General features: G+C 49.8%; 19 protein-coding genes and 1 tRNA gene. 10 read left to right on the top strand and 10 right to left on the bottom strand.

What is annotated here, in order from left to right; translation table 11 throughout:
- Positions 1 to 97: 97 nt before the first annotated feature.
- Together alr and katG are read left to right on the top strand one after the other, a co-directional pair.
- Complete coding sequence (gene alr, locus F569_RS17310; protein WP_051279635.1) at positions 98 to 1270, top strand: alanine racemase; 1173 nt, start codon at positions 98 to 100, stop codon at positions 1268 to 1270.
- 176 nt (positions 1271 to 1446) lie between these two features.
- Complete coding sequence (gene katG / locus F569_RS0108900; RefSeq protein ID WP_026941912.1) at positions 1447 to 3687, top strand: catalase/peroxidase HPI; 2241 nt, start codon at positions 1447 to 1449, stop codon at positions 3685 to 3687.
- A 64-nt stretch (positions 3688 to 3751) separates the two neighbouring features.
- Here the strand turns inward: katG and F569_RS0108895 are convergent, their stop codons facing one another.
- Positions 3752 to 5893 carry a penicillin acylase family protein gene (locus tag F569_RS0108895; RefSeq protein ID WP_026941911.1) on the bottom strand — a complete coding sequence of 714 codons (2142 nt, stop codon included), beginning with the start codon at positions 5891 to 5893 and terminating at the stop codon, positions 3752 to 3754.
- Positions 5894 to 5986: 93 nt separating this feature from the next.
- On the opposite strand from F569_RS0108895, the gene F569_RS0108890 reads away from it, so the two are divergent.
- The 7 genes from F569_RS0108890 to xth are packed head-to-tail and all read left to right on the top strand — an operon-like array spanning position 5987 to position 11282.
- On the top strand, positions 5987 to 6712 hold the full coding sequence (locus F569_RS0108890) for a DUF533 domain-containing protein (RefSeq protein ID WP_026941910.1): 726 nt from the start codon (positions 5987 to 5989) through the stop codon (positions 6710 to 6712).
- Positions 6712 to 7110, top strand: a complete 399-nt coding sequence (locus F569_RS17305) for a Kazal-type serine protease inhibitor family protein (RefSeq protein ID WP_034388088.1) — start codon at positions 6712 to 6714, stop codon at positions 7108 to 7110. Before F569_RS0108890 ends, F569_RS17305 begins: the two co-directional genes overlap by 1 nt.
- A complete protein-coding gene (locus F569_RS17300; RefSeq protein ID WP_051279633.1) occupies positions 7107 to 7580 on the top strand; it encodes a cupin domain-containing protein in 474 nt (157 codons plus the stop codon). The genes F569_RS17305 and F569_RS17300 overlap by 4 nt, the downstream gene beginning before the upstream one ends.
- Positions 7580 to 8767: a vWA domain-containing protein gene (locus F569_RS0108875; protein WP_026941909.1), complete on the top strand. Its 1188-nt coding sequence runs from the start codon at positions 7580 to 7582 to the stop codon at positions 8765 to 8767. Before F569_RS17300 ends, F569_RS0108875 begins: the two co-directional genes overlap by 1 nt.
- Positions 8768 to 8802: 35 nt before the next feature.
- Positions 8803 to 9372 carry an FKBP-type peptidyl-prolyl cis-trans isomerase gene (locus F569_RS17295; protein ID WP_051279631.1) on the top strand — a complete coding sequence of 190 codons (570 nt, stop codon included), beginning with the start codon at positions 8803 to 8805 and terminating at the stop codon, positions 9370 to 9372.
- A 16-nt stretch (positions 9373 to 9388) separates the two neighbouring features.
- On the top strand, positions 9389 to 10480 hold the full coding sequence (locus F569_RS0108865) for a methyltransferase domain-containing protein (protein ID WP_026941908.1): 1092 nt from the start codon (positions 9389 to 9391) through the stop codon (positions 10478 to 10480).
- 1 nt (position 10481) lies between these two features.
- Positions 10482 to 11282: an exodeoxyribonuclease III gene (gene xth / locus F569_RS0108860; RefSeq protein WP_026941907.1), complete on the top strand. Its 801-nt coding sequence runs from the start codon at positions 10482 to 10484 to the stop codon at positions 11280 to 11282.
- On the opposite strand, the gene F569_RS0108855 is transcribed toward xth, so the two are convergent.
- The 6 genes from F569_RS0108855 to F569_RS0108830 all read right to left on the bottom strand — a co-directional run bounded on the left by F569_RS0108855 (position 11279) and on the right by F569_RS0108830 (position 21043).
- Positions 11279 to 12253, bottom strand: a complete 975-nt coding sequence (locus F569_RS0108855) for a DUF3137 domain-containing protein (protein WP_026941906.1) — start codon at positions 12251 to 12253, stop codon at positions 11279 to 11281. The two genes, xth and F569_RS0108855, sit on opposite strands and share 4 nt — an antisense overlap.
- A gap of 454 nt (positions 12254 to 12707) precedes the next feature.
- Positions 12708 to 13673: a DUF3137 domain-containing protein gene (locus F569_RS18955; RefSeq protein WP_051279629.1), complete on the bottom strand. Its 966-nt coding sequence runs from the start codon at positions 13671 to 13673 to the stop codon at positions 12708 to 12710.
- Positions 13674 to 13792: 119 nt separating this feature from the next.
- Positions 13793 to 16771 (bottom strand): valine--tRNA ligase, encoded by a 2979-nt coding sequence (locus F569_RS0108845; protein WP_026941905.1) that lies wholly within the window; start codon positions 16769 to 16771, stop codon positions 13793 to 13795.
- A gap of 86 nt (positions 16772 to 16857) precedes the next feature.
- Entirely contained in the window at positions 16858 to 18480 is a 1623-nt protein-coding gene (locus F569_RS20010; protein ID WP_026941904.1) for a DUF2497 domain-containing protein, read from the bottom strand.
- A gap of 89 nt (positions 18481 to 18569) precedes the next feature.
- The gene (locus F569_RS17285) at positions 18570 to 20297 is read right to left on the bottom strand and encodes a TolC family outer membrane protein (protein ID WP_051279627.1); all 1728 of its coding nucleotides are present in this window, start codon (positions 20295 to 20297) and stop codon (positions 18570 to 18572) included.
- 92 nt (positions 20298 to 20389) lie between these two features.
- The gene (locus F569_RS0108830; protein WP_026941903.1) at positions 20390 to 21043 is read right to left on the bottom strand and encodes a protein-L-isoaspartate O-methyltransferase family protein; all 654 of its coding nucleotides are present in this window, start codon (positions 21041 to 21043) and stop codon (positions 20390 to 20392) included.
- 162 nt (positions 21044 to 21205) lie between these two features.
- Here F569_RS0108830 and F569_RS0108825 point away from each other — a divergent pair.
- Positions 21206 to 21279 (top strand) — tRNA-Cys (locus F569_RS0108825).
- A gap of 244 nt (positions 21280 to 21523) precedes the next feature.
- Here F569_RS0108825 and F569_RS0108820 read toward each other — a convergent pair.
- Genes F569_RS0108820 through F569_RS0108810 form a run of 3 tightly spaced genes read right to left on the bottom strand, consistent with a single transcriptional unit; the run spans position 21524 to position 24931 of the window.
- Entirely contained in the window at positions 21524 to 21829 is a 306-nt protein-coding gene (locus tag F569_RS0108820; protein WP_026941902.1) for a DUF190 domain-containing protein, read from the bottom strand.
- A 6-nt stretch (positions 21830 to 21835) separates the two neighbouring features.
- Complete coding sequence (locus F569_RS0108815; protein ID WP_026941901.1) at positions 21836 to 22819, bottom strand: sodium-dependent bicarbonate transport family permease; 984 nt, start codon at positions 22817 to 22819, stop codon at positions 21836 to 21838.
- A gap of 27 nt (positions 22820 to 22846) precedes the next feature.
- The gene (locus tag F569_RS0108810) at positions 22847 to 24931 is read right to left on the bottom strand and encodes an amino acid permease (RefSeq protein ID WP_026941900.1); all 2085 of its coding nucleotides are present in this window, start codon (positions 24929 to 24931) and stop codon (positions 22847 to 22849) included.
- Positions 24932 to 24972 lie beyond the last annotated feature (41 nt).

Raw genomic sequence — 24972 nt, 5'->3', positions numbered from 1 at the left:
TATCATATTATTCCGAGATAGCATTTGTGGACAGACTCAGGCATGGGTACCGGGCAATGCTTCGCATTGCGACGGTATGACGAAAGAAAGTTTTTAAATGCAACCCTCCTACTCCACACGCCCCACCATGCGCGTGAACCTCGATAATCTTCGTTATAATTACGAAACGATCAAGAAGCGCGTGGGCAATGCCAAGATTGGCGCCTCGGTCAAGGCGGATGCTTATGGCCTTGGCGCGACCCAAGTTGGACGTGCGCTTTATGGGGCTGGATGTCGTATCTTCTTTGTGGCTACCGCTGGCGAAGGTAAAATACTACGCGATAGCGTTGGGCCTAATTCTGCGATTTATGTTCTAAACGGCCCCTCGCCGCGCGATAAAGGTGTGTTGCTCGGCGCGAAGCTCAAGCCCGTGATTAACTCACTAGAACAAGCTCAATTTTGGGCGCAAGTCAGCAATAGTGTGAATGAGCCGCCTTATACTGCTATTCACATCGACACTGGCATGAACCGCCTTGGCTTTGACGAAGAAGAGTTTAAAGAATTTGCGCGCGATAAGAAACTTTGGAGTGCGCTGAATCCCGAATGGGTCATGAGCCATCTCGCTTGCGCGCCAGATAAAGATCATCCGCTGAACGCGCAGCAACTCGCAAAATTTAAACGCGCAGCCGCGCAGCTTCCTATGACTCCGCTCAGCCTTGCCAATACGGCGGGGACTTATCTGGGTAAGCCCTATCATTTCCAAATGGTACGCCCCGGCATCGGACTTTATGGCGGTTACGCCACCAACACGCCTGAACAAGAAGACATCCGCACCGTCGTCACCCTCCTCGCGCCTATCCTGCAAATTCGCAATATTAATAAGGGTGAGAGCATTGGTTATAATGCGAGCTACACCGCTCCGCGCGATATGCAGATTGCTGTGCTGGGTGCGGGCTATGCTGATGGCATCCCCGTGCTGGCATCCAATAAAGGCTATGCCACATTGCATGACGAAGCTGTCCCAGTTGTCGGGCGCGTTTCTATGGATATCACTATGGTCGATATTACCGATGTGCATATGCATAAAGAGGTTGGCGGCGTGGTGGTCTTCCGCGGAGATCAGCTTGAAAATGAAGCCTCTGAAATAGGCACGATCAATTATGAAATGCTGACGCGCATGGGGCAACGGTTGCGCCGTGATTACGGGAAGCCCGAAAAAAGTAACGCCCAACCCGCTAGACAAAAACCTTTCAAGCCTTCAAAAAGTAGCGGATATCAAAAGCGCAGGTAGTTTTGATATCCACACTAATTATTCATGTGATACGCACCCATAGTCAATCACGCAATCATTTAACAAAGTGATAGACATGACCTATTAAACTTTTTGGTAATTCCAATTAGCAATAGCGCTTTAAAAAGACTACGTTTTAGCAAACTACACCAAGCTTAACAAAAATGGAGAGACCTATGGGTGACCAACCTTATGACATTAACGAAGAAAATGCGACGCCTGTCGGCAAGTGCCCCGTTATGCACGGCGCAAGCAAAGGCAGCTCAGCAAATCTGAAATGGTGGCCCAATCAGCTTAACCTGAAAACTCTCAACCAGAATTCCTCCAATGTGAATCCAATGGATGCTAATTTTGACTATCCGACGGCCTTTAAAAGCCTCGACCTTAAAGCGGTCAAAGCAGACCTAACTGATCTTATGACAGACAGCCAAGACTGGTGGCCAGCAGATTACGGAACATATGCAGGCCTCTTCGTGCGCATGGCGTGGCACAGCGCGGGCACATACCGCACATATGATGGCCGTGGCGGCGCGACATCGGGATCGCAGCGTTTCGCTCCTCTTAATAGCTGGCCAGACAACGGCAACCTCGACAAAGCACGCCGCCTTCTTTGGCCCATCAAAGCTAAATATGGCAATAAACTCTCTTGGGCTGACCTCATGATTCTTGCAGGTAATGTCGCAATGGAATCTTGTGGTTTTAAGACATTTGGTTTTGGCGGTGGTCGCGCCGATATTTATGAGCCTGAAGAAGATATCTATTGGGGTCCTGAAACAGAATGGCTCGCAACCTCAGGCAATCCAAATAGCCGTTACAAAGGTCAGCGTGATTATAAGAGTAGCGATGCAGATGCCAATAAGCTCGATACACCTCTTGGCGCGGTAATGATGGGCTTGATTTACGTCAACCCTGAAGGCCCAGACGCGGTTCCGGATCCTCTCGCAGCGGCCCATGATATTCGCGTTACATTTAAACGCATGGCCATGGATGACTATGAAACAGTCGCTCTCGTGGCTGGCGGCCACACATTTGGTAAAGGCCACGGTGCTGGCTTAGAAGATCATGTGGGCGTTGAACCTGAAGGCGGCAAAATGGAAACTCAAGGCTTTGGTTGGCTCAATAGCCACGGCACAGGCCATGGCGATGACACGACAACGGCTGGCTTTGAAGGTGCTTGGACTCCTACACCGGATGAATGGAACATGGAATATTTCCAAGTTTTGTTAGGCTATGAGTGGGAAAAAGTTAAAAGCCCGGCTGGTCACGTCCAATGGGCCCCGAAAGCAGGTCAAGACGCCCCCGAAGCACCTATGGCTCACGATTCTTCCAAGACGCAACCGCTCATGATGACCACAGCCGATATGGCTATGAAGATGGACCCTGCCTATAATAAGGTGTCCCAGAACTTCTTGGATAACCCTGAAGAATTTGCAGATGCCTATGCACGTGCATGGTTTAAACTCACTCACCGCGATATGGGCCCTATTGCCTGTTACCTTGGTGATGAAGTTCCAAGTGAAGAACTTATCTGGCAAGATCCAGTCCCAGCACATGAAGGTGCGCTCATTGGTGATACTGAGATTGAGAGCCTTAAGACAGAAATCCTCGCGTCTGGCCTTTCAGTTTCACAACTTGTCAACACAGCCTGGGCATCTGCGGCCTCTTTCCGCGGGTCTGACAAGCGCGGCGGTGCAAATGGCGCGCGCATTCGTCTGGCACCTCAGAAGGATTGGGAGGTCAATAAGGGCACAGCAGACGTTATCTCTGTACTTGAAGGTATCCAGTCCAGCTCAAGCGCGAATGTATCTCTAGCTGACCTCATTGTTCTCGGGGGTTGCGCTGCGATAGAAAAAGCGAGTGGCGCTTCCGTTCCCTTCACGCCGGGCCGTACCGATGCAACAGATGAGCAAACGGATGTTGAGTCCTTCGAATATATGGAGCCAAAATATGACGGTTTCCGTAACTACAAAAACACAGAAGACCCACGTTCAACTGAAGCACTTCTCGTTGACCGCGCTCAGCTTCTAGGGCTTACAGCACCGGAAATGACGGTTCTTGTGGGCGGTCTTCGTTCACTGGGGGCGAATGCAGCTGGGTCAACTCATGGTGTCCTCACCGCCAATGTTGGAACCCTTTCAAATGACTTCTTCGTCAATCTTCTGAGCATGGATACCGTTTGGTCATCCACGGATGCCTCCGAAGAGACCTTTGAAGGCAAAGACCGTAAGAGCGGTGAGGTGAAATATACAGGCACACGTGCCGACCTCGTCTTTGGGTCTAACTCAATCCTTCGCGGCCTCGCAGAAGTTTATGCCGAGGCGGGTTCAGAAGCCAAATTCACAGCTGATTTCATCGCAGCTTGGGACAAGGTGATGATGAATGATCGCTTTGACGTAAAATTGGCGCACGTTGCTTAAGAAGCCGCTCCATCGATTTTAAAATAAGGCGTCTCAGTTTTGGGGCGCCTTTTTGTTAGGGATCTTATTTTCCCGGACGGTAATCCCGCTTTGCTTTAGGCAAAACCTCTTCGAGTGTCATCGGCATAAGCTTATACTCCCCGCGCGCGAAAAGTGGAGCTTGGTCATCATAATGCGGCGAGCTTTCATCCAGTGTCGCCGCGCCATATTGATGGATAGATTCTAGCGTGAGCTTCCCGCTCTCATCCCAATCCGCATACATGATATGTGTATCCCCTGCGAAAGCATTCATCGTGCCCTCTTTGGAAATTCCGTCTCTATCCGCATAGATCGCTCTTAATATATCTGGCCCGCCGTCAAGCGGTACATCGACCTCACCGCGTTGCAGGCGGTTTATTTCGCCCCATTCAGGATCCAGACGGCCATATTTTTCCATCAGCTCAGAAGCCGTTTTTTTGACCATCTCCATCGGATCTGCTTCGGGCTTGATATATTCATACCCCAAAGCGCGTGTACCCGTAATGATGGCCAAAGCTGCGCCGCGATTTTCCTTTGTCGTGTCCCCATCCCAATTACGGAGCACTTCTTGAGCCTCTTTAATCAGAGGGTCATCGGATGGTGTTGCCACAAGTTGAACAACCATCTGCATGATCGCGCTTTGGGGGTGATAGCGCGTATCCGAGCGGTATCTTAAAAGCTCATCTTCCGTGATTGTCATATCGGGCTCGAACAACTCCAAAGCACGCCTCGCGCGGTTGGTCATGCGAGGCTCAAGGCCCATCGTTTCAGAAAAATCTTCACGACTGTTATTACATTCCGCGCTGGTAATTTTAAAAGGCGTCGCATTGGCTGAAAATAGCCACCCGCAATCCGGATTCCAGATTTGGGGTAGCTCGGAAACCTCACGATAATCTTGCCAAATAAGTTTGGACTGATCACCCGGCAAAGCCTTACTCCAATCAGGGCCCTCTATACGCTTTGGCATGCGCGCATTGTAAACTTCGCCGATATTACCCTCTTTATCAGCATAGGTAATATTAAAGCTCAGAACACCATTTTGCTCCAATGCTTCACGCCACTCTTGCATGTTCGCGGCTTTCCCCATCTCGTACCACTGCTCTACAGCTCTCACCTCTTGAAGACCCGCAAAACGAATGGCGTAAAATCCGCTGGGCGTTTCCAATACCGGGCCGTGCTCTGACCACAAAACATCGCGGGTGATTGGGAGAGAAAATGGTCCAAATAATTTTACGCGAAACTTGGATTTCGTGATCTCAAAATCGCGCCATTCCCCATCTAGCCTATATTGTGTCGGCTTCTTATCTCGGTGGGTTTCAAGAACATATACATCAACTAGGTCTGGCTGATTAACTGTATGCGTCCACCCTAAATCCGGTGTCACGCCTTGCGCCAAAATAGGCGTCCCGGGAAAGCTAGCCCCCGCTATATTTAACCCTTCCTCCGAGACCATATGCGCTTCATACCAAGCATAGAGCCCGTTCATGGGTTGATGTGAATTCACGATAAGCCTTGTATGCCTGTCATCTGAGCGCGACGGCGCGACGGCAAAGCCATTTGACCCGCGCACCGCTTCGGGCAAATTCAGTGAGGATTGCTGCTGCCATGGCGACACAGTAGGCTTGTTCTCATCCGTAAACAGCTCCTCTAATTTCCCATCAAGCCGATAGAAAAAAGGCGTCATCCACGTATAGCCCGCGATAACGTCATGCTTTGTAACGGGCAGAATCCCTGGCGCAACTTTTTCAGGATGCTCTATGCCATATAAGTTTATGGCAGCCACATAGCCTTCCACAATAGCGCGTGTTTCAGGTTTTAAATCTGTTTCATATTTTGCCTCTACGGCTTCCCTGACTTTGAAAAGGTCGTAGAGATAATCCTGAGGGGCAGACTCTTTACCTTTATATTGAGCCGTCATACCCCGCGCCCCCATCACCGACTCTTGTATATGTTTCCAATCATCTTCTGCATGCGCATAGCCAAACCCAAAGCTGGCATCGGCATCTGTTTTCCCGAAAATATGCGGCACGCCCCACTCATCACGAATGATACGTGCGTCATATTTTGCCGCAATATCACGAATAGACTCCGCATCAGGCGCCGAACTGGAGGGTGTTTTTAAATAAAGCAACCCTCCGACTGCGGCCACTATGGCCAAAACACCTGCTGATTTCAGAAAATTTCTCATGAACCCTTTTTGTTAAATACAGCTATAAACGCAAGTAAGATTTGGAAATCACCTAGGGCTGATGTAGTCTTTTACGAAATTGTGGAGATTATTATGACAGATAAACAGTTGAACTTATCCGAGATTAACGCTCAGGAATTACTGGAACAAATTCTTGCTGCGGGTAAAGACCTTGTAAAACAAGGGCAAGCTCAGACAGGGGACTTAACCGTTAAAGGTAAAGAGCTCGCCTCAAAAGGCGAGGACTATTTGGTCGATAAGCTCAACATCGAAGATACAGATGTTAGCCGCGAAGCCCTTCGCAAAGGCGTCGGGGCTGGAGCGGCTGCGGGTGCCGTAGCGCTTCTATTGTCATCTCGCTCGGGACGAAAAATGGCGACACTGGGCGGCTTAGGGGCTCTCGGCATTCTGGCTTATAAGGCACATAAGGCTGGAAAAATGCCCACAAACGCTGAAGACGTTATCGGGCTTTTAAAGGGACCACAAGCTAATGAGCGTGCGGCCACATTGCTAAAAGCGATGGTATCTGCAGCTAAAGCTGACGGGTCATTACATGAAGATGAACTTGATATTATCAACGCCTATGAAGGCGCGAGCGTGGACGCGGTTCAGGCGGTGATGGATCAACCCACAAATGCTAGAGCTATTGCCGCTCTGGCCGATAGCGACCAAGCCGCCGCCGAAATATATGCTGTGTCCTGCCGCGTCGCAAATGGCCTTAACCCCAAAGAGCGCGATTATCTGGACGAACTTGCCATGGGCTTAAAGCTAGACCCTGAATTAGCTGCAAAAATTGAAACAGAAATGCGCACTGGCTAATGCGCATTGTCACACTCATATTCGCATTCCTGCTTGTCGCCTGTGCGGCACCGATTGACACGCCAGCGCCGCAAGGGCAGCAGCTTCCGACCGCAGGAGAACACATTCCCCCGCCTGGCTTTCCCGTAAGTGAGTCGCCAAAAGATGGTGAGCGTTATTGCGGCAATCTGAGATCTGGTCCAAGACCCGCTTGTGATACCCCTAGAGAATATTGCCATCGCGACGCTAAGGATATTTGCGGCGCCGCCGATGCACCCGGTGTTTGCCGTATCCGTCCTGAAATCTGCACGCGCGAATATCGCCCTGTCTGTGGGTGCGACGGTAACACATACTCTAATGAATGCGTTGCCAATTCAAAGGGTGTAAGCGCAGCCTCACAAGGAGCTTGTAACTCATGAGATTTGTTACCCTCACCTCTGTGATAATTCTGGCAGCATGTTCAAGCCCCAAAGCCGTTGAACCAGATCTGCCAACAGATATTCAATCCCGCATAATCTCTATGGAAGACATTGACAGAGATGATGCGGATTGGGGCTCATTTTATCCACATTTTGCAGGGACAACCTATGGCACCAACCCTACTCTTGCAGGGGTAGCGAACATCAATGTAGGTCAACAAATCCATCCCCCTCATCGTCATGGCGACGAGGAATTTTTGATGGTCACGAAGGGCGTTGGCGAATGGTATTTAAACGGCGAAACCTTCCCTGCCAAAGAAGGTGATATGCTCTATGCGAGGCCTTGGGACTATCACGGCATTAAAGCGGCTCCGAACAGTGCCTTACAATTTGTTGTGTTCAAATGGACCAGTAAAGGGTTAAACCCTGTTGACCCTGATCCGTCATTGCCTGAGGAACTCGCTGAGTAATGTTTCAAACCTTTTTCAAAGAGCTTCGCGCGGCTAAGCTCCCCGTCACAATTCGTGAATATCTAACCCTACTTGAAGGGGTTGATAAAAATGTAGCCAATGACAGCTTGGACGGATTTTATTATTTAGCGCGAACTGCCCTTGTTAAGGATGAGAGGGATCTCGATAAATTTGATCAGGTCTTCTCTCATGTCTTTCGCGGCTTGGATTATCTGTCTGATATTTTTGGTCAAGATGAGCATGAAATTCCTGCAGACTGGCTTCGAAAAATGGCAGAACAGCATCTTACCCCCGAAGAGATGGCTGAGATTGAAGCCTTGGGTGATTTTGATAAAATAATGGAAGCTTTGAAAGAGCGTCTGGAAAATCAAGATAAGCGTCATGAAGGCGGTAACAAAAATATCGGCACGGCCGGAAAATCGCCTTTCGGAGCTTACGGCTATAATCCTGAAGGCGTGCGTATCGGCCAAAAAGAAGGCCGCCACGGAAAGGCCGTGAAGGTCTGGGATAAGCGCCAATTCAAGAACCTTGACGGCGACCGTGAAATCGGCACGCGCAACATCAAAGTGGCCCTACGGCGCCTGCGTAAATTCGCCCGCGAAGGCGCTGTTGAAGAACTCGACTTAGACGGCACCATTCGCGGGACAGCCAAGCAAGGTTGGCTTGATATCAAGATGCGGCCCGAGCGGCGTAATGCGGTTAAAGTCCTCACATTTTTTGACATAGGCGGATCTATGGACGCCCATGTCAAGCAAGCCGAAGAGTTGTTTTCGGCCGCGCGGAGCGAGTTTAAACGCCTTGAATATTTCTACTTTCATAACTGCATTTATGAGCATGTTTGGAAGGATAATATCCGCCGCATGCGTGAAGTTACGCCTACATGGGATATCTTGCATAAATTTGCCAGCGACTATCGTGTCGTGATTGTCGGCGATGCCGCCATGAGCCCTTACGAAGTGGCCATGCGCGGCGGCTCTGTTGAGCATTGGAACGAAGAACCCGGCGCGGTTTGGCTACAGCGCCTTGTCGAAGTTTATCCGCACCTTATCTGGATCAATCCAACAGAGGAAAAATACTGGCAATATTCGCAATCCACAAAAATGATACAAGACATTATCGGCCAAGACCGTATGTTTCCTATGACATTATCAGGGCTCGAATCAGCCATGAAAGAATTAGCGCGATAAATGCGCCAAAAGGACTTATCAGAAGAGGACTTATTATGACCGTAAAACACTTATTCGCAGCCACAGCCTGCCTGACTTTAATCGCCTGCTCAGGCGGAACCTCTAACGAGAGCTCAGCACCTATAATCGAAGCCAGTGACGGAACGGGCCCCAGCGTCTGTCCCTCCGAGCGAGTCATAACAGATGTTGCAGCCTATGCTGGCGACCAAATGCCCGCCGCTTCTGAAGATTATGCGGCATGGCATGAGGCCAATGGCAAGCGTAGAGGCGTTGTAACCCTTGAGAGCGGGCTGCAATATAAAATCATAAAGCCCGGCGTAAAGAACGGCCCCTCACCCGTGGGCCCTCAAGTTATTCGCGCCAATTATCACGGCTATTTCCCAAATGGCGAAGTTTTTGACAGTTCCTATGAGCGCAATGAACCGCTTGAATATAAAGCCAATGCTTTCATCAAAGGTTGGAACGAAGCTCTGACTCTTATGCAGCCTTGCTCTGCTTGGATCCTCTATGTTCCGGGAGACATTGCTTATGGTCCTCGCGGCCGTCCAGGCATTCCGCCAAATGCGACGCTTGTATTCAACATGCAGCTGTTGGAAGTTAAGTAGTACAGGGTCTGTAAGGATGGGTATTATTTCGCGATTTTTCACAGGCTCCGGTCCGAGCGCATCCTCTCCGAGTTCTCTTGGTCACTCTGTATCTGATCTGCGCCAAAAGATATACAAGTTAGAAACGGCGAATGAAAAATATCGCGCACGCTTAGCTGAACGCATTGAGATGAATAAAACTCTCAAAAATGTAGTGGACACTCAGAAATCTGAGCTTAACGCCATGCGGATCAATAGTCGCAAAGATCTTACTCTTGAACGTATTGATACATTTTTTACAGGCACAAAATTACGACTTCCTGAAGAAGCGTATCAGCGTTTCCTTGCTAAATGTAAAGACAATGCAACGGAAGATAAGATAAAGGTCTTTCGCGAAGAAATGGATAAGACCCAACACCGCGCCTTTTATGAACAACTTTTTTCCGTTGAAATGGATATGGCTCAAGGTTTTGACTTCACAGGCCTTCGTCCAATTGTAACATTTCAACGTGGCAAGACAGATATTGCTTATGCTAAAAGTAAATGCATGAGCTTGGATGAACTTAAAGCGAATCACATTCAAATTACAATTGAACGTTTTGATGAAATTATAAAAAAGAGCTTCATCAACCCTAAACGCGTTAATTCCGTGTGTGAGATTGGTGCGGCATGGGGCGCAGCTACTCGATATATGCTTAACCGTTATGCGCCTGAAGATTATCATGTGTATGAAATTGATACTGGCTGGGCACAATGGCTCAAAGACAATCTCGGAGTCGACTCAAAACAATGCGACGGAGAATCACTCTCTGAAACTTCAGATAATTCTATGGATATTTGTGTGGCGTCCTCCTGCCTTTATTTCATGCCCTTTGTAAAACAATGGAATTACCTAACTGAGTTTGCGCGAGTTTTAAAGCCTGGAGGGATCGCCGTATTCAACGTCAATCTCATTGAAAACACAACTGTAAGAACCTTGAAAGGACTGCTTGCTAATTATTTCCCGCGGCGCTCTTTCGGGTATATCCCACAGCATTGTGTTGATACGGCCTTCCCGGAAGATAAATTTGAGAAACTCGTTAAAGAGCCGGCTAAGGGCTTTGGTTATCAAGTTTACCGAAAGCGATAAAATGCAAATTGCCACTTGGAATGTGAACTCCATCAATGCGCGTCTGCATGCCGTTACAAAATGGCTTGCAGAGGCTAAGCCTGATGTCGCCTGTCTGCAGGAAATCAAAACGGTGGACGCGGCCTTTCCAAGAGAAGAGATAGAGGCGCTCGGCTATAATATCGAGACCCATGGGCAAAAGAGCTATAACGGCGTCGCCATTCTGTCCAAACACCCGATTGAAGAGGTGATATGCGGCCTGCCTGGGGACGTGTCGGATGAGCAAGCCCGCTATATCGAAGCTGTCATATCGGGTCCTCAAGGCCCTTTCCGAGTGGCTTCGATTTATCTTCCCAATGGAAATCCCGTTATGGAAGAGGCGGGCGGTTTCACGGCCAAATATAAATATAAGCTCGACTGGATGCGGCGTTTAAAAGACCATGCCGCCATGCTTTTGGCATATGAAGAGCCGCTTATCCTCACGGGGGATTACAATGTCATCCCCGAAGCCAAAGACGTTCATGACCCCGTAGCTTGGCAAGGCGACGCCGCTTACCGCCCCGAAACCCATGCGGCCTGGCAAGCGCTTCTTAATCTCGGGCTGACGGAAACCTTTGAGCACCTTGATGGCCGCGCGGGACAATACACCTTTTGGGATTATCAACGCGGAGCGTGGCAGAACAATATGGGCATTCGCATCGATCATCTTCTGCTCTCTGCGCAAGCGGCAGATAAGCTTACAGGCTTTCGGATCGACAAAAATGTCAGAGACGGCATCAAACCGTCTGATCATGTGCCTGTCATCGGGACATTTGATCTTTAGAAACGGGGGCGCAGCAATCCTTGCAGCCCTTCACAGAAATAAGGTAGCGCATGGCGCTGCCCCTCTTTCCATTTTTCAGGTTTTTCCAATGCGCTTTCCGCCGCCTGAATGGCAGGTATGAGACCTTGGAGTAAGCCGCGGTAAAATTCCCCGCGCGCCTCATCCGCCCCTTCTGCGCCCTCGCGGCCAATCCGGGCTTGTAGTTCGTGAACTTTTTCAAGCAGATAAAACACAGCCCCAACTTCATTGATAATACTGGTGGCGGCTTCTTGATAATCAAAAGCCTTAAAATCACGCGAGAAATCAAAGCGGTCATCAATTTCAAGCGCGATATGAAAGCGATTCCCCGCAAAAACGCATTGCACATTGCGGCCCATATAATCCTCGGCGAAATCTGTCAGGCGGGCGACAAAGTCAGGACTTAAGAGGAATCGCGCTTCGACTTGGTCATCACTATAAACTTCGAATTTGCGCTCAAATTCGAGACTGGCAAAACCAACACGCTTTAAACCATTTACCTGAGCGGGATTGCGTTTGCCCAAATCGCGGCGAATAATCGTATGGCCGAGAAATCTATCTGTATGCGGCAGAGATAAAACGATACCCTCATAGCCGCCGCGCGTATCTTTATTGGTCGCGTCAAATTGAGAAATATACTCTTGCTCTATTCTCGTCTCCGCACCCCATTGCCATTCATGTCCTCGCGCGACAGCTTTGGGTAGGTTTTGCGCTGTGACATCAACCAATTCAAATTTTTGTCCCTTATAGCCTTGCCCCATAATCTCACCGCGAAACTTAAACGCGCCCGTAAAGCTATGCACCATAGACGCCGCTTGCAGCGCCATCAAAATACTCGGCGCGCTGACATTGGGCCGATAAGACCACCCCAAGGCCTCATAGATATAGCTGCGCAGGTTTTGCACCTGCGCACTGAAATCCTTGGGCGGATAAAAGTCTTCCGTCTTCAACATGAGAAAAAACTAACACAAAAAATTTAAGATTAGGTGAGCAGCCATGCGCAATCCTTGGAGGACTCTTACGTCAGAATGAAGAGTCAATTGTATGTGCGCCATAGGTAAGTGGGACGCCCGCAGAGCTCCAGCGATTGCAGGATATACCTGAATGGCCGAAAATATATATGTTTCGCATCGCTTTTGCTCTGCGGCGGCATCTTTTATCGCCAGGGCCGAGCTGACCAGTTCAGGTCAAACAGCTCACCTGCGAGGATCCGCCCGCCTCGGTGTCAATCCAAGGCAGCTACAATCCCTAACACCGTCTTTCAGCTTAGTAGGTGACGTCCTACCTGTCCCAAACCAAAAGAACGATTTAAATATAAGGGCAAATGAGAAGGCGAGGATAGGATTGTTGAAAGGTGCAATAGGTGTGGAGATTTTGAGGTATTTTTGTGAGGATTGTCCTCACCCCTTATCCTCTCGGTTTCATCACGCCGTCCACAATATCGTAAACGGCACCGACCTCATCGAGAATTTTTTGGGTGCGGTCGGGCGCCGTCAGAGGCTTTAACATTGACCCTGCTTCGAAACGATTGGGAGTCTCGACGACAATAAAAAGCTTTCCGTCAAGGAACCCAAACCGGATATTTTTGCCATCAACAGAGCGTTCCAGATCCACGAGTTTTTGCATAAAGACTGGGTCGAGCAGATAGCGCGACTCGACTTGGTCCGTGCTATAAGCTTCGAAGATTTTCTCAAATACGGGATCGACAAGACCGACACGTTTCATATCGCCCCTCTTCTTACGCTGGAACATACCTTTATCGCGCAGGACCACCGTCGTTCCCAAAAACTGTCTTGGGAATGTGAGCGTCATCAGCTGTCCTCGAAAGGCGGTGACCCATTTATCATCACTCTTTCGTTCGAGATGCGTTTCAACGGATGTGAATTGTGCGCCATGGGCTTCGCCTGACATCTGATCTTCGAAAGAGGCGCGTTTGCCAGCATTCCAATCAATTCCGCCCGTCTTTTTTTCCTGATATCCTTTAGGCATCAAGCCATGAAGCGATAAAAGCGCTAGGTCCGGAATGTCCACGGCCTTGGCCTGAAATGTCCATCCAACATAGGTGCAAATACCGCCGACGATTTTGTCTTTCGTCTCGCCGCGAACAGATTTCATAAGCCATGTGTAAAGCGCGAAAACGCCCATACCGCTGCCAAATAAAATAAAAATGATAAAATTGGTTTGGCCCGAAGACAGATAAAGCGCGGCGGCGATACACAGCGCAAATATAATAATCCCGGCCCCGTAAAGCTTAGCCTTGCTAAGCGCCTCTCGCCGCTGCCCATCCTGCGCCGCCAAAAGCGGAAAAATCGTCTCATGATAATATTCAGAGAAGCCTTTTAATTCGGCATGATGTTCGTTGAATGAGTGCATGGAAATTTGTTAGCGGAAAGCGCAAGGTTTGTCATTGGGGTGTTAGGGGAAATTCCCTCTCTATCTTTCCTCATTGCAAGAACAAGTCTTGCAATGAGGAAAGATAGGGATGGCTATCCCTACCCCAAATTTGCGAGCGCCTCTTTTAACTTCTCAAGCTCTGCGACATAACCCTCGCGGCGCTCCTTTTGCAGGTTGACCACCTTTTCAGGCGCTTTGTCGGTGAAGGCCGGGTTCATGAGTTTTTTGTCGATTTTCAAAATTTCGGCTTCGGTCTTTTCGATCTCTTTGGACAGGCGTTTACGCTCTGCGGTTTTATCGATCAAACCGTCCAGCGGGATCGCATAAGTCACGCCATCGACGACCGTTTGCAGCGCCCCATCAGGCGCGGCCTTAGCCGTTTTGACGCTTTCCACCCGCGCCATAGGCGAGAGCTGCGGCGCGAAATAAGCCAGGCGCGGGTCCAGCTCATCCGCGAGCATAAGTAGCGGAGCTTTCTTGCTTGGCGGGATATTCATATCGGCGCGTACAGAGCGAATATTGGTGATAAGCGTTTGCAGCCATTCGACCTCTGCGCTGGCCTCTGCATCAATTAAGGCTTCATCCAGTTCAGGCCATGACGCGACGATCAGATGAGTCTCGCGGTTCTGGACGATCTTTCCCCACAGCTCTTCGGTAATGAAGGGCATAAAGGGATGGAGGAGTTTTAAGATTTGGTCGAGCACCCAGGCAAAGACAGAGCGGGTCTCGTCTTTGGCCGAACCATCCGCGCCGGAAAGGAGCGGTTTGGACAATTCCAAATACCACGCGCAAAATGTGTCCCACGTAAATTTATAAGCGGCATCGGCGGCGTCATTAAAGCGGTAAGCCTCGATACAGCGGCTAACCTCTTTTGCCGCTTTGACGGTTTCCGAGATAATCCATTTATTCATCGGCACGATGGCTGTGTCAGGGCCGAATGCGGGGTTAAATTCACAGCCATTCATCTGGCCGAAATTAGCGGCTGACCAGAGCTTGGTGCCGAAATTGCGATAGCCTGCAATACGGTCTACAGAGAGGCGGATATTGCGGCCCTGCCCGGCCATGCTTGCGAGCGTAAAGCGCAGCGCATCCGCGCCATAAGGCTCGAACCCGTCTGGATATTGCTTGCGCGTGGCTTTCTCGATTTTGGGGGCTTTCTCTGGGTTTTTCAGACCGCGTGTGCGCTTAGCGACAAGCTCATCAATGGTGACGCCATCAATCAAATCGAGCGGATCGAGCGTATTGCCGATGGATTTAGACATTTTCTTACCGTCTTCATCCAGCACAAGCGCGTGGATATAGACATCCTTAAACGGCACCTCGTCCATGAAATGCAAACCCTGCATCATCATCCGTGCCACCCAGAAGAAGATAATATCAAAGGCGGTGACAACAACAGAGGTTGGATAGAAGCGTTCAAGCTCGTCTGTGTTTTCAGGCCAGCCGAGTGTGGAGAATGGCCAGAGGCCAGAGGAGAACCATGTGTCTAGGACGTCGGGGTCGCGCCATATTGGTAAACCCCAACTATCATCATCCAAGAACTCCATTTCTAAGGAAGCTCTATTGTCATAACCACTATGAATATAGGGAAATTCAAGTCCACGTTCGCGATAATAAGCTTGGATTTTTTCGTATGCTTCTTCCTCTGTCTCTGCGGAAAAAATTATTGGCTTATCAAAGTTTACTTCTGCGTCAGGAAGCTTCTTACTATCCTTCGCCATAGTAATTGTGGGCGTATACCAAACGGGTATCTGATGTCCCCACCAGAGCTGCCGCGAAATACACCAAGGCTGGATGTCTTTCATCCAGTGGTCATAGGTCTTTTTCCAGTTTTCGGGGATGAAGCGGGTGGAACCGTCATCGACTTTGGCCATCGCCTCCCCGGCAAGCTTATCCGCAGCCACAAACCATTGGTCTGTGAGCATGGGTTCAATGACGACGCCTGAGCGGTCGCCAAAGGGCTGCATGACTTTCTTATCTTCAACCGCAATCAGCAAGCCTTCAGCATCGATATCTTTGACGACTTCTTTACGCGCCAAGAACCTGTCCATGCCCACATATTTGGCTGGCATAATCTCGGACTCGCACATCGCGCCGCGCTCATCCATGAGGCTATACATCGGGATGTCATTTCGGGTGGCGACTTCATAGTCATTAAAGTCATGCGCGCCCGTAATCTTCACCGCGCCTGAACCAAAATCAGGGTCAGGATATTCATCGGTGATAATCGGGATAAGGCGATTTGCGAGTGGGAGGCGTACCATCTTGCCGACAATAGGCGCATAGCGTTCATCATCAGGATGCACCGCCACCGCGCCGTCACCGAGCATGGTTTCAGGACGCGTTGTTGCGATAGAAATATAGTCGCGTTCCTCGGACAGGGTGATATTGCCGTCTTCGTCTTTCTCGACATAGGTATAAGTCTCGCCGCCCTCCAGCGGATATTTGAAGTGCCAGAAATGACCGTCTTTTTCGATATTTTCGACTTCAAGATCAGAAATCGCGGTCTGGAAATGCGGGTCCCAATTGACCAATCGTTTATCGCGGTAAATCAGACCTGCTTCGTACATTTCAACGAAAGCCTTGGTAACCGCTTCGGCCATTTTATCCGTGGAGTCTTCGGGGTTACCGAGGGTGAATTTCTCGCGGGACCAATCACAGGAGCTGCCCAAACGGCGCAGCTGTTGATTGATATTGCCGCCGCTCTCGGCTTTCCACGCCCAGACGTGTTCCAGAAATTCATCGCGGGTCATATCTTTACGGGCTTTGCCCTCGCCCGCGAGTTTACGTTCGACCACCATTTGCGTGGCGATGCCTGCATGGTCTGTGCCCGGCTGCCAGAGCACGGCTTTGCCTTTCATGCGGTTGTAACGCACGAGGATATCTTGGATGGTGTTATTGACCGCATGGCCCATATGCAGGCTGCCCGTCACATTGGGCGGCGGGATGACGATGGAGAAATTATCGTCTTTGGTGTCAGTAGGCTTGGCGGGGCGAGGTTTGAACGCGCCGCTCTCTTCCCACATTTTATAAAGGCGGGGTTCAGCTTCTTTGGGGTTGAATTTATTGTCGAGCATATCTGAGACCTAATACGAAAAGCCCCGCCGAAGCAGGGCTTATTTAATCAGTGCTCTACCCTGAAAAGACAGGGATTTAAAGAGGCTTATTTGCCAGAGCTAATGCGCTTGACTTCTTTGGTTACGGCGCGTTCGACGATGCCTTTGAGGTTCGCGTCGAGCCATTCTTTAAGCATAGGCTGAAGAGCTTCCATAACAAGGTCGCCAATACGGTCACCGCGCTCCGCCACTGTGGCTTTTTCTTCCACCACGCTCGTCAATGACGCAAAGGCTCCGGCTGTGGCGGACTCCGTCACTTCGTCAATAATTGAGTCTGTTTTCTTGGCACTCTTTCGGGAAGTGGTGGGCATATCGGGAGTCTCCTCAATAGTAGATTCGGTATCAATCGTGTCCGGATTATCCGGTGTTAAGTCTTCAATTGCTTCGGCGTCTTCGTCAATGAGCTCTAGCAGCTCTGATGGCTCTGTTTCGACGTCGTCATCAATGTTTTCATCATCTTCATCGTCGCTTGAGAGCAGAGTTGCCGCGCCGACTGTTGCAACCGATGCTGCTGCCGCGACGAGTCCTGCATCCGCACTCTGCGCATCTGCTTCAGCTTGAGCAGCGATTTCTTTGAGGGTCATAGCCGGCTCAGAGGTTGTTTCGACCTCAGTGGTCTCAATAGCTATCTCTTGAGCTATCTCTTGCGGCTCTTGAATTTCAAGCTCTGGCTGTGCGTCGGCCGCAACCGTCTCTTCCGACAGTTGAGCTTCTTCATCCAATGTGACGGATAATATATCATCAAGCACATCGTTTGTATCATCATCTTCTGCGCTGAGCTCTAGAGCAACTTGATCTTCTGTGCTGGCCTCAACTTCGTGCAAAGGCTCCTCTGTCAAGTCCGCCATGAGCGATTTCACGAGCATCATATCCGGATCGACCTGCGAAGCACCAGACTCAGCCGTGATCTCTGCCTCCACGCTCTCCTCAATGTCGGCCTGATCAAGCGCTGAAAGAATATCATCGTCTTCGAGTAAATCAGCCGCCGGATCAATAACGGTTTCCTGCGCAATAGGCAGCTCTTCAGAGGCAGAAATTTCAGTCTCCGCAAAAGATGAACTGTCCTCAAGCATGTTATCGAGCAGCGCCGATAAATCATCTTCGGGAGGTTCAATTTGAAGAGACTCGACAGTCTCAAGCACAGGGGCGTCGTCAGAAACGAGATCAGCGGCCATGAGGTCAAGCTCATCTGCTGCTGTGACTGTTTCAGAAGCTGTGGCATCAACAGCCAAAGAGCTTTCTTGCGGAGTGCTGTCCTCTTCCATAGGGATGAGCAGGTCCAGCACGTCATTAGAGCCGCCATCATAGCCTAGAGTATCGTCTTCAGGGGCCAAAACTTCTAATTCAGGTATTTCAAGATCAGTCCGGCCTTGCGGGTCCATATCGCCAATTAAATTATCAACAGTTGGCGCATAAGCTGCCGCGTTCATTTGCGGCGATTCAAGAGCTGTGTCTTCGGCAATGTTCAAATCAAGTATATCGTCCTCGACGAGGTCAGCAACATCACCTGTTATATCTTGCGGGGCGAAAATATCAGCAGGTTTGGACAGGGCTTCACCCGGCGCATCATCCTCTGCGATGATTTTTCGAATAGACGCCAGAATATCTTCCATGCTCGGATCTTGCCCGTCAGATACCCCATTATGTGTGTCCGTTGTCTGCTCAGACATATTTTTCCCTTAGCCAGCCTTGGCGAAATTCCCCTGTCATTAACATAGAGTTAAGACAACACGTCACGCTTGTCTAGATGCGAACCGACTCAATTCTTGGGAGAAATCAGGTCAGGACGCTCTTTATCACTTACAATGCCGGGATCTAAATCTTCGACAACACTCGGTTCAGGGGGCATTCTCTGGTCTTCAATGATGACTGGCCGCGCCGGAATGGCGTCCTGAGGATCATAATCAGGGTCGTCACCCGTAAGTCGGTCAATACCTGTTTTGACGCCATAAGCGGCATCCTGCGGAAGGCCAATAGCCGCATCACCTATGGTTTCGGCGGCTCCGGCAATACCTGTTGGCTTGACCAAATTAACGGCTGCTTCCTCTAAATCCCCTGGAATGTCCGCAATTTCGTCGGCTACATCCTGCACGAATTCAGGAACATATCTGTCAATAATCGCGCTCATGCCTTGATAACGCATGGCGTCAAAATTCTGGGCCGGATCATATGTTTCGACAGGTAATCTTATGCCAACCGTATCAAATACACCTAAGGTTGTGAGCAATTGAAATGTCGCTGAATTCAGGTTTCTTTCCGCCTCCACTACAGAAAGCTTAGCATTAAGCACTTCCTGTTCCGCGTCCAAAACATCCAAAGTCGTGCGTGTGCCGACCTTTTGTTCCAAATCGACGCCTTCAAACGCCACTTCAGCCGCTGTAACTTGTTGGCGGCTAGCGCGCAGCGATAGGCGCGCAGCATCCAATTGCGCCCAAATCTGCGCGACAGTTTGATCAACGGCTAATTCCGTATCTCGGACTTCGAAAGCCAATCGCGTTTTCGCGTGTTTCGCTTGTCTTAGGCGCGATTTGTTGAGCCCGCCAGAGAAAATCGGAACCGTGATCTGAGCAGTGAGCGCAGCTTGGTCGGCTTCATTGAACCCCAAGACCTGATCACGAGACGCACTGGCTGTGCCGTTCAGAGAAACAACGGGGCGGGACGCTGATTTCGCAACATCGATCGCCGCGCCTGCCGCTTCTTCGTTAAAATATGCAGATAAAAGTTGTGGATTATTATCGCGCGCCAGAGCAATCGCCGCTTGCAGCGAGGCGGGAAGTTCAAATTGAGGAACGCGTTGAAGGTCAACAGGTGGATGCCCGACAATCCGGGTATAAGACGCCCGGCTTGATTGCAGTTGGGCTTCGGCTTGGGCCAGTCCCGATTCTGCTGCGGCCTGACGGCTTTGGGCTTGCGCAATATCGGTTCGGGTGCCCTCCCCGACATCGAAACGGTCTTTGGCCGCTAATTGTTGGCGCGAGAGCACCATCACATTATTGCGGCGAATGCGGGCTGTTTCCTCATCGCGAATGACGTCAATATAAGCATTGGCCGCTGAGAGAAATATGCTTTGCTCAGCATTTCTGAGCCCTTCTCTTGCGGCAAGGATGGCAGATTTGGCTTGTTTTTTCAGTGCTTTAACACGTCCGCCTTGATAGAGAGGTTGAATGACCTGTAACTGTGCGGATCCTGGGTAGCCTTCAGCATAATTACTCTCAGCAGGAACACCCGGTATAAATGACGCTCCTCTGCTCCGAGAATTTATATATCCGTAGCTTCCCGATACATTCGCCGTAAGGCGGCCTTGCGCCCTCGCTTGAATATAATTTTCATCGACTTCACGCACGCGGGAACGCTCGGCTTGCAAACGCGGATTCCCGTTATAAACAGAAATCAAGGCTTCTTGAAAAGTCTCGGCCCAAACCAAATCTGAGGATCCCAGAATCGCAAAGACGGCAAGGCTTGAAATCGTTGTCTTAAAAAGGCTCATGCGGTGTCCTATGAAGTATCTTTCAATGTCCTCGCACCCTGTAAATGCGCGCCCTATTAAATAGTTCTACAAGTTTTAGGGTTAATAGAGCCCTAAAATACAAATTCCGGTTCAGCCGCAAATCCAGTCAAAACAGGCGCAGAAGCATCAAAAATGATACGTTCACCCACAGTATTGCCAGCTTTGGTATAGACACAAACCCGTCCGATGGGCCCATTTTGAACCAAGCAAACTAAACGCCCATTATTTGCGAGCTGATCCAGCCATGTTTTGGGAATATCGCAGATAGCCCCGTTCACAAATATTACGTTAAAGGGGCCATGCTCAGATGCACCAGACTTTAAATCACCTTTGACCACGGCCGCATTGGTGATGTCAGCGTCGATCAGAAGGTTTGTCGCCCGCTCCACCGCCTCATCATTTTCTTCAAGCCCCACGACGGTCTCGCACAGATAAGACAATATCGCAGTAGAGTAGCCTCTTCCGCAGGCGATATCCAAGACAACGTCCGTAGGCATAATCTCTGCCGCTTGTATCATTTTCGCAAAATCTCGGGGCCGGATCATTGTGCGTCCGTCGCCTAGGTCTATATGTGCATCCCCATATGCCAAAGCTTGCTGGGACTTGGGAATGAACTTTTCGCGTGAGACACGGCGAAATGCGCCGAGAAGCTCTAGATCAGTAACATCGCTAGTGCGGATTTGGCTTTCAACCATATGGTCGCGGGCCGAAGAAAAATCAAACATAGGGGACTCGGATTATGAAATATAACTTTGCTATAAACCAGCGCCCCCATGCCGCGCAATGCCCTATTGCCGCATAAACTCCATACAATTTCGTAAGTCACCTTCACGCGCATTTTCGCGTTGCATATTGACCATAGTCTGGCTATAGACCGCGATTTATGAGGCACCATGGCGGAGTGGTGACGCAGCGGATTGCAAATCCGTGTACCCCGGTTCGATTCCGGGTGGTGCCTCCAATAATTTCACAAATTACAATAGGCTAACTCACTTGCAATCCGCTACGTCATGTCGTCACGCGGCGGGGGATTGTAAATCCGCATACCCCGGTTTGATTCCGAGTGGTGCCTCCAATAATTTCACAAATTACAATAGGCTAACTCACTTGCAATCCGCTACGTCATGTCGTCGCGCGGCGGGGGATTGTAAATCCGCGTACCCCGGCTCAATTCCGGGTGGTGCCTCCAAAAACTCCCTTACACGTTAAAACTTTTCAGCTCTTAGAACTTGAACGTCTGAAAGGCTTAGCACTGCTATATGAGCGCCCATGAGGTTCTCTAAATCTTCAGTTGCCTTTGTAACCACTGCCGCATCAAGTATGGAAATGATCATGACCATATCTCGGCTCGCCGATAAGTCTGTACCGCGCTGCCACCGCATAGAGTTACCGAACCCTGCCATAGCCGGAAAAACAGTGTATCCCTTTACTCCCGCCTCTTCCAAAACACGGCATGCTCGCTTGAGGGCGGGCTTTTCAATGATTATTTCTAATCGTTTTTTCTGATGCATGACGTTTTAACCCCCTACCCACTGGGCGAGCATGATATAAAGCGGAATCCCCAAAGTCAGGTTAAACGGGAATGTCACGCCTAATGATAAGGTTAAATATATAGACGGTTGCGCTTTAGGCAATGCTAAGCGCATCGCCGCAGGAACCGCGATATATGAGGCTGATGCCGCCAAGGTAATTAAGAGCGCGGCATCGCCCACAGATAATCCCATACCCCAACATATTACGGTTGTGATAACGGCGCTCATGAGCGGCATTATCACGCCAAAACTCAGCGCCCCGAGATCAAGCTGACGCCACCCTTGGCGAAGGCCGCGCCCCGCATTCAGTCCCATATCCAAAAGGAAGAGACAGAGCACCCCTTGGAATGGGATGACAAAGAAAGGCGAGATTTTTTCCATGCCTCGCTCGCCCGTAATCCAGCCAATGGCCAATGCCCCGACCAGCACGACAACTGAGGCATTTAAGAACACCTCGCGAAATAGCTCCCCTTTTTCGGAGCCTGCGACCTCGCCGCTTTTTTGAAGCCCACGGCTCGCCAACCATAGAGCCGACATGATCGCAGGAACCTCCATTAAAGCGGCCATTGCAACCATATAACCCGATGTCACAACCCCGGCCAATTCCAGCGCTTGGGTTGCTGCCACAAAGGTCACAATAGAAATTGATCCATAATGACCCGCCGTCGCAGCAGCGTCTATGCGGCTCATTTTACTTGTCATACGCAATAGACTGTAAGCCAGAAATGGACCTAAAAATGACAAAAGCAATGCCGCTAAAGCAATTAGTAAAATTTCTGGCGTGAGAGCTGTCTTGGACATTTCGACCCCTCCCTTCAGGCCGATAGCCATCATAAGATAAATGGCGAGGCCCTTAGCGAAAGCTTCGGGTACGGACATTTGAGACCGCAATAGCGCGGCCCCCAAACCTAGAACAAAGAATAGTACGATGGGCGACAAAATCGTCGAAAGAATAAGGTCTGCAGACATAAGTAGCCCCTAAAGTAAGTGCTGCCCTTAGCCGGACGGGTCCAAGCGTAGATTTTCCAAATCTTCAGGCTCACCAATAATCGCCACTTCATCCGTCTCCAGAAGAGTCTCAGCTGCGGTTGCCACGATAATGTCTCCTCCGCGTTCAATGATAGCGATCAAGCAAGAGGCCGGAAGCGAAATGTCTGAAATTTTCTGTCCCGCTTGCTTGAGCAGCGCCGGGAAATTGCCGACAGGCCCATGCAGGAAGTGATCATCACGCATCAGCACTTCATTCATATCCCTCTCAGTCTGAGAAGACATCCAGCGAATTTCAAAATGATCACTTTGGACAACCTCGGCCAAGTGACCCGCAAGGCGTAAATCAAGACCAACCGGCTTTTTAGGCGTTATGAGAAACATAAGTGTGTGCGCTTCGCTTGCCGTTTCAATATTAAGTTTTGATTGCGGCCCAAAGCGCAAGACAAACAGCTCCGGCTCTATGACATCCTCATGTGTCTGATAGGCTATATGAACACCTTCACTGATGGGGTGCATGGTGAAGGCCTTATTCTGCATCATCTCCATGATAACATCAGGCGCGATATCAAACTTTTCAGTGGCTTGCTCGGCAAGTATCTCTGCAATGTGTGAATTATCGTAAATACCATAACGGAAATCCATCATCACGGAACGCGCAATCAGGGCTTCATAAGAGAGGTTTTCAGCTTGGGTCCTGTCATGAATGATGGTCATGAGTTCACGCTCCAACCCCTCATAGCGCTGCTGCCCCAGGCGTTCGTGGATATGGAAGATCGCGCCGCGGCGCTCTGTTCTGTCTGAGGCATAGAAGTAATACCACAGCACACAGGCAATCGTGACCATGCCGGTAAAGGCTATCGCGAGGATACCCATTTCGATAATCAGCCAGAAAGATACCAATATGCCTATGATTTGGAGCCAAGGATAAAACGGCGCTCTGTAGCCGGGTTTATAGGTTGGAATGCGGGATTCGCGCATAACGATAACCGCGACACAGACCAGACCAAAGAGCAGAAGCTGAAACGCACTTGCGAGCTTCGCGACGGAGGCGACATCAAACAAAACCAATACCGCTATCATCGCGAACACTGTCACGATAATTGAAATTGTGGGCGTACCATATTTGCCGATTTGGCTGAGCTTTTCGGGCACAAGCTTATCTTTCGCCATGGCGTAAGGATATCGCGAGGCTGACATGATACCGGCATTACCTGTCGAGGCAAATGCGGCGATAGCGGCCACAACAATGAGTATCACGCCTAAGTCAAAGGGTGCCCACCCCAGAAATTCTCGCCCGGCATCGGCAATAGGCGTTAAGCTCCCATATAGAGTTTGAGGCTCTAAAATGGTAATCAAAACCATAGTTCCCAAAGTATAAATAACGGTAGCTGTAATAAGCGAGAGGGTCATGCCTAAGGGGATATTGCGGTCAGGATTTTCTACTTCTTCAGCCACGCTCGCAACTTTAGTCAGGCCAGCATAAGAGACGAAGACTAATCCGATCGTCGAAACAAAGCCAACGAGTCCTGACTTGAAGAAGGTCCCATAATCAGCATCGGCCTTAAAAGCATTAACGATGCCCGTTTCTTTTAGTCCCAAAATGACAAATGCGATCAATATCACAACGAGAGTCGTCACAAGAATGCGCTGTAAAAGCGTCGTTTCTTTGGCGCCAAAGATATTGATAAGACCGAAGGCGATGGTTAGTAATATCGCGGTGACTGTAAAAGGAAGATCGAGGTATAGACCCAGATAAGCGCCCATGCCGACCAGAGCAAAGGCGCTTTTAAAGACAACGGCGATCCATGACCCTAGCCCGCCAATTGTTCCCATAAGCGGACCCATGGCCCGGTCTAAGAAGTAGTATGTCCCGCCCGCTTTTGGCATCGCCGTGGATAACTCCGCCATGCAATACATGGCCGGCAGAATTAAAAACCCGGCCAATAAATAGGCCAACCAAACAGAATTACCTGTGTACGATGCGGCAATGCCCGGCAGTAAAAACAGACCTGAGCTGAACATAGCGCCCGTTGACATGGCGTATACATCGAACAGGGTCAGATTTTTCTTTAACGATTTTGTTTCTGCCATGATAAGTCCTCAAAATAATACCGTGCGGAACGATACCCCCG

It is taken from the genome of Hellea balneolensis DSM 19091 (genome assembly GCF_000428525.1).
In the GTDB taxonomy this organism is placed as follows: Bacteria; Pseudomonadota; Alphaproteobacteria; order Caulobacterales; family Maricaulaceae; genus Hellea; species Hellea balneolensis.
This window is presented reverse-complemented; position numbering and strand designations above follow the sequence as displayed.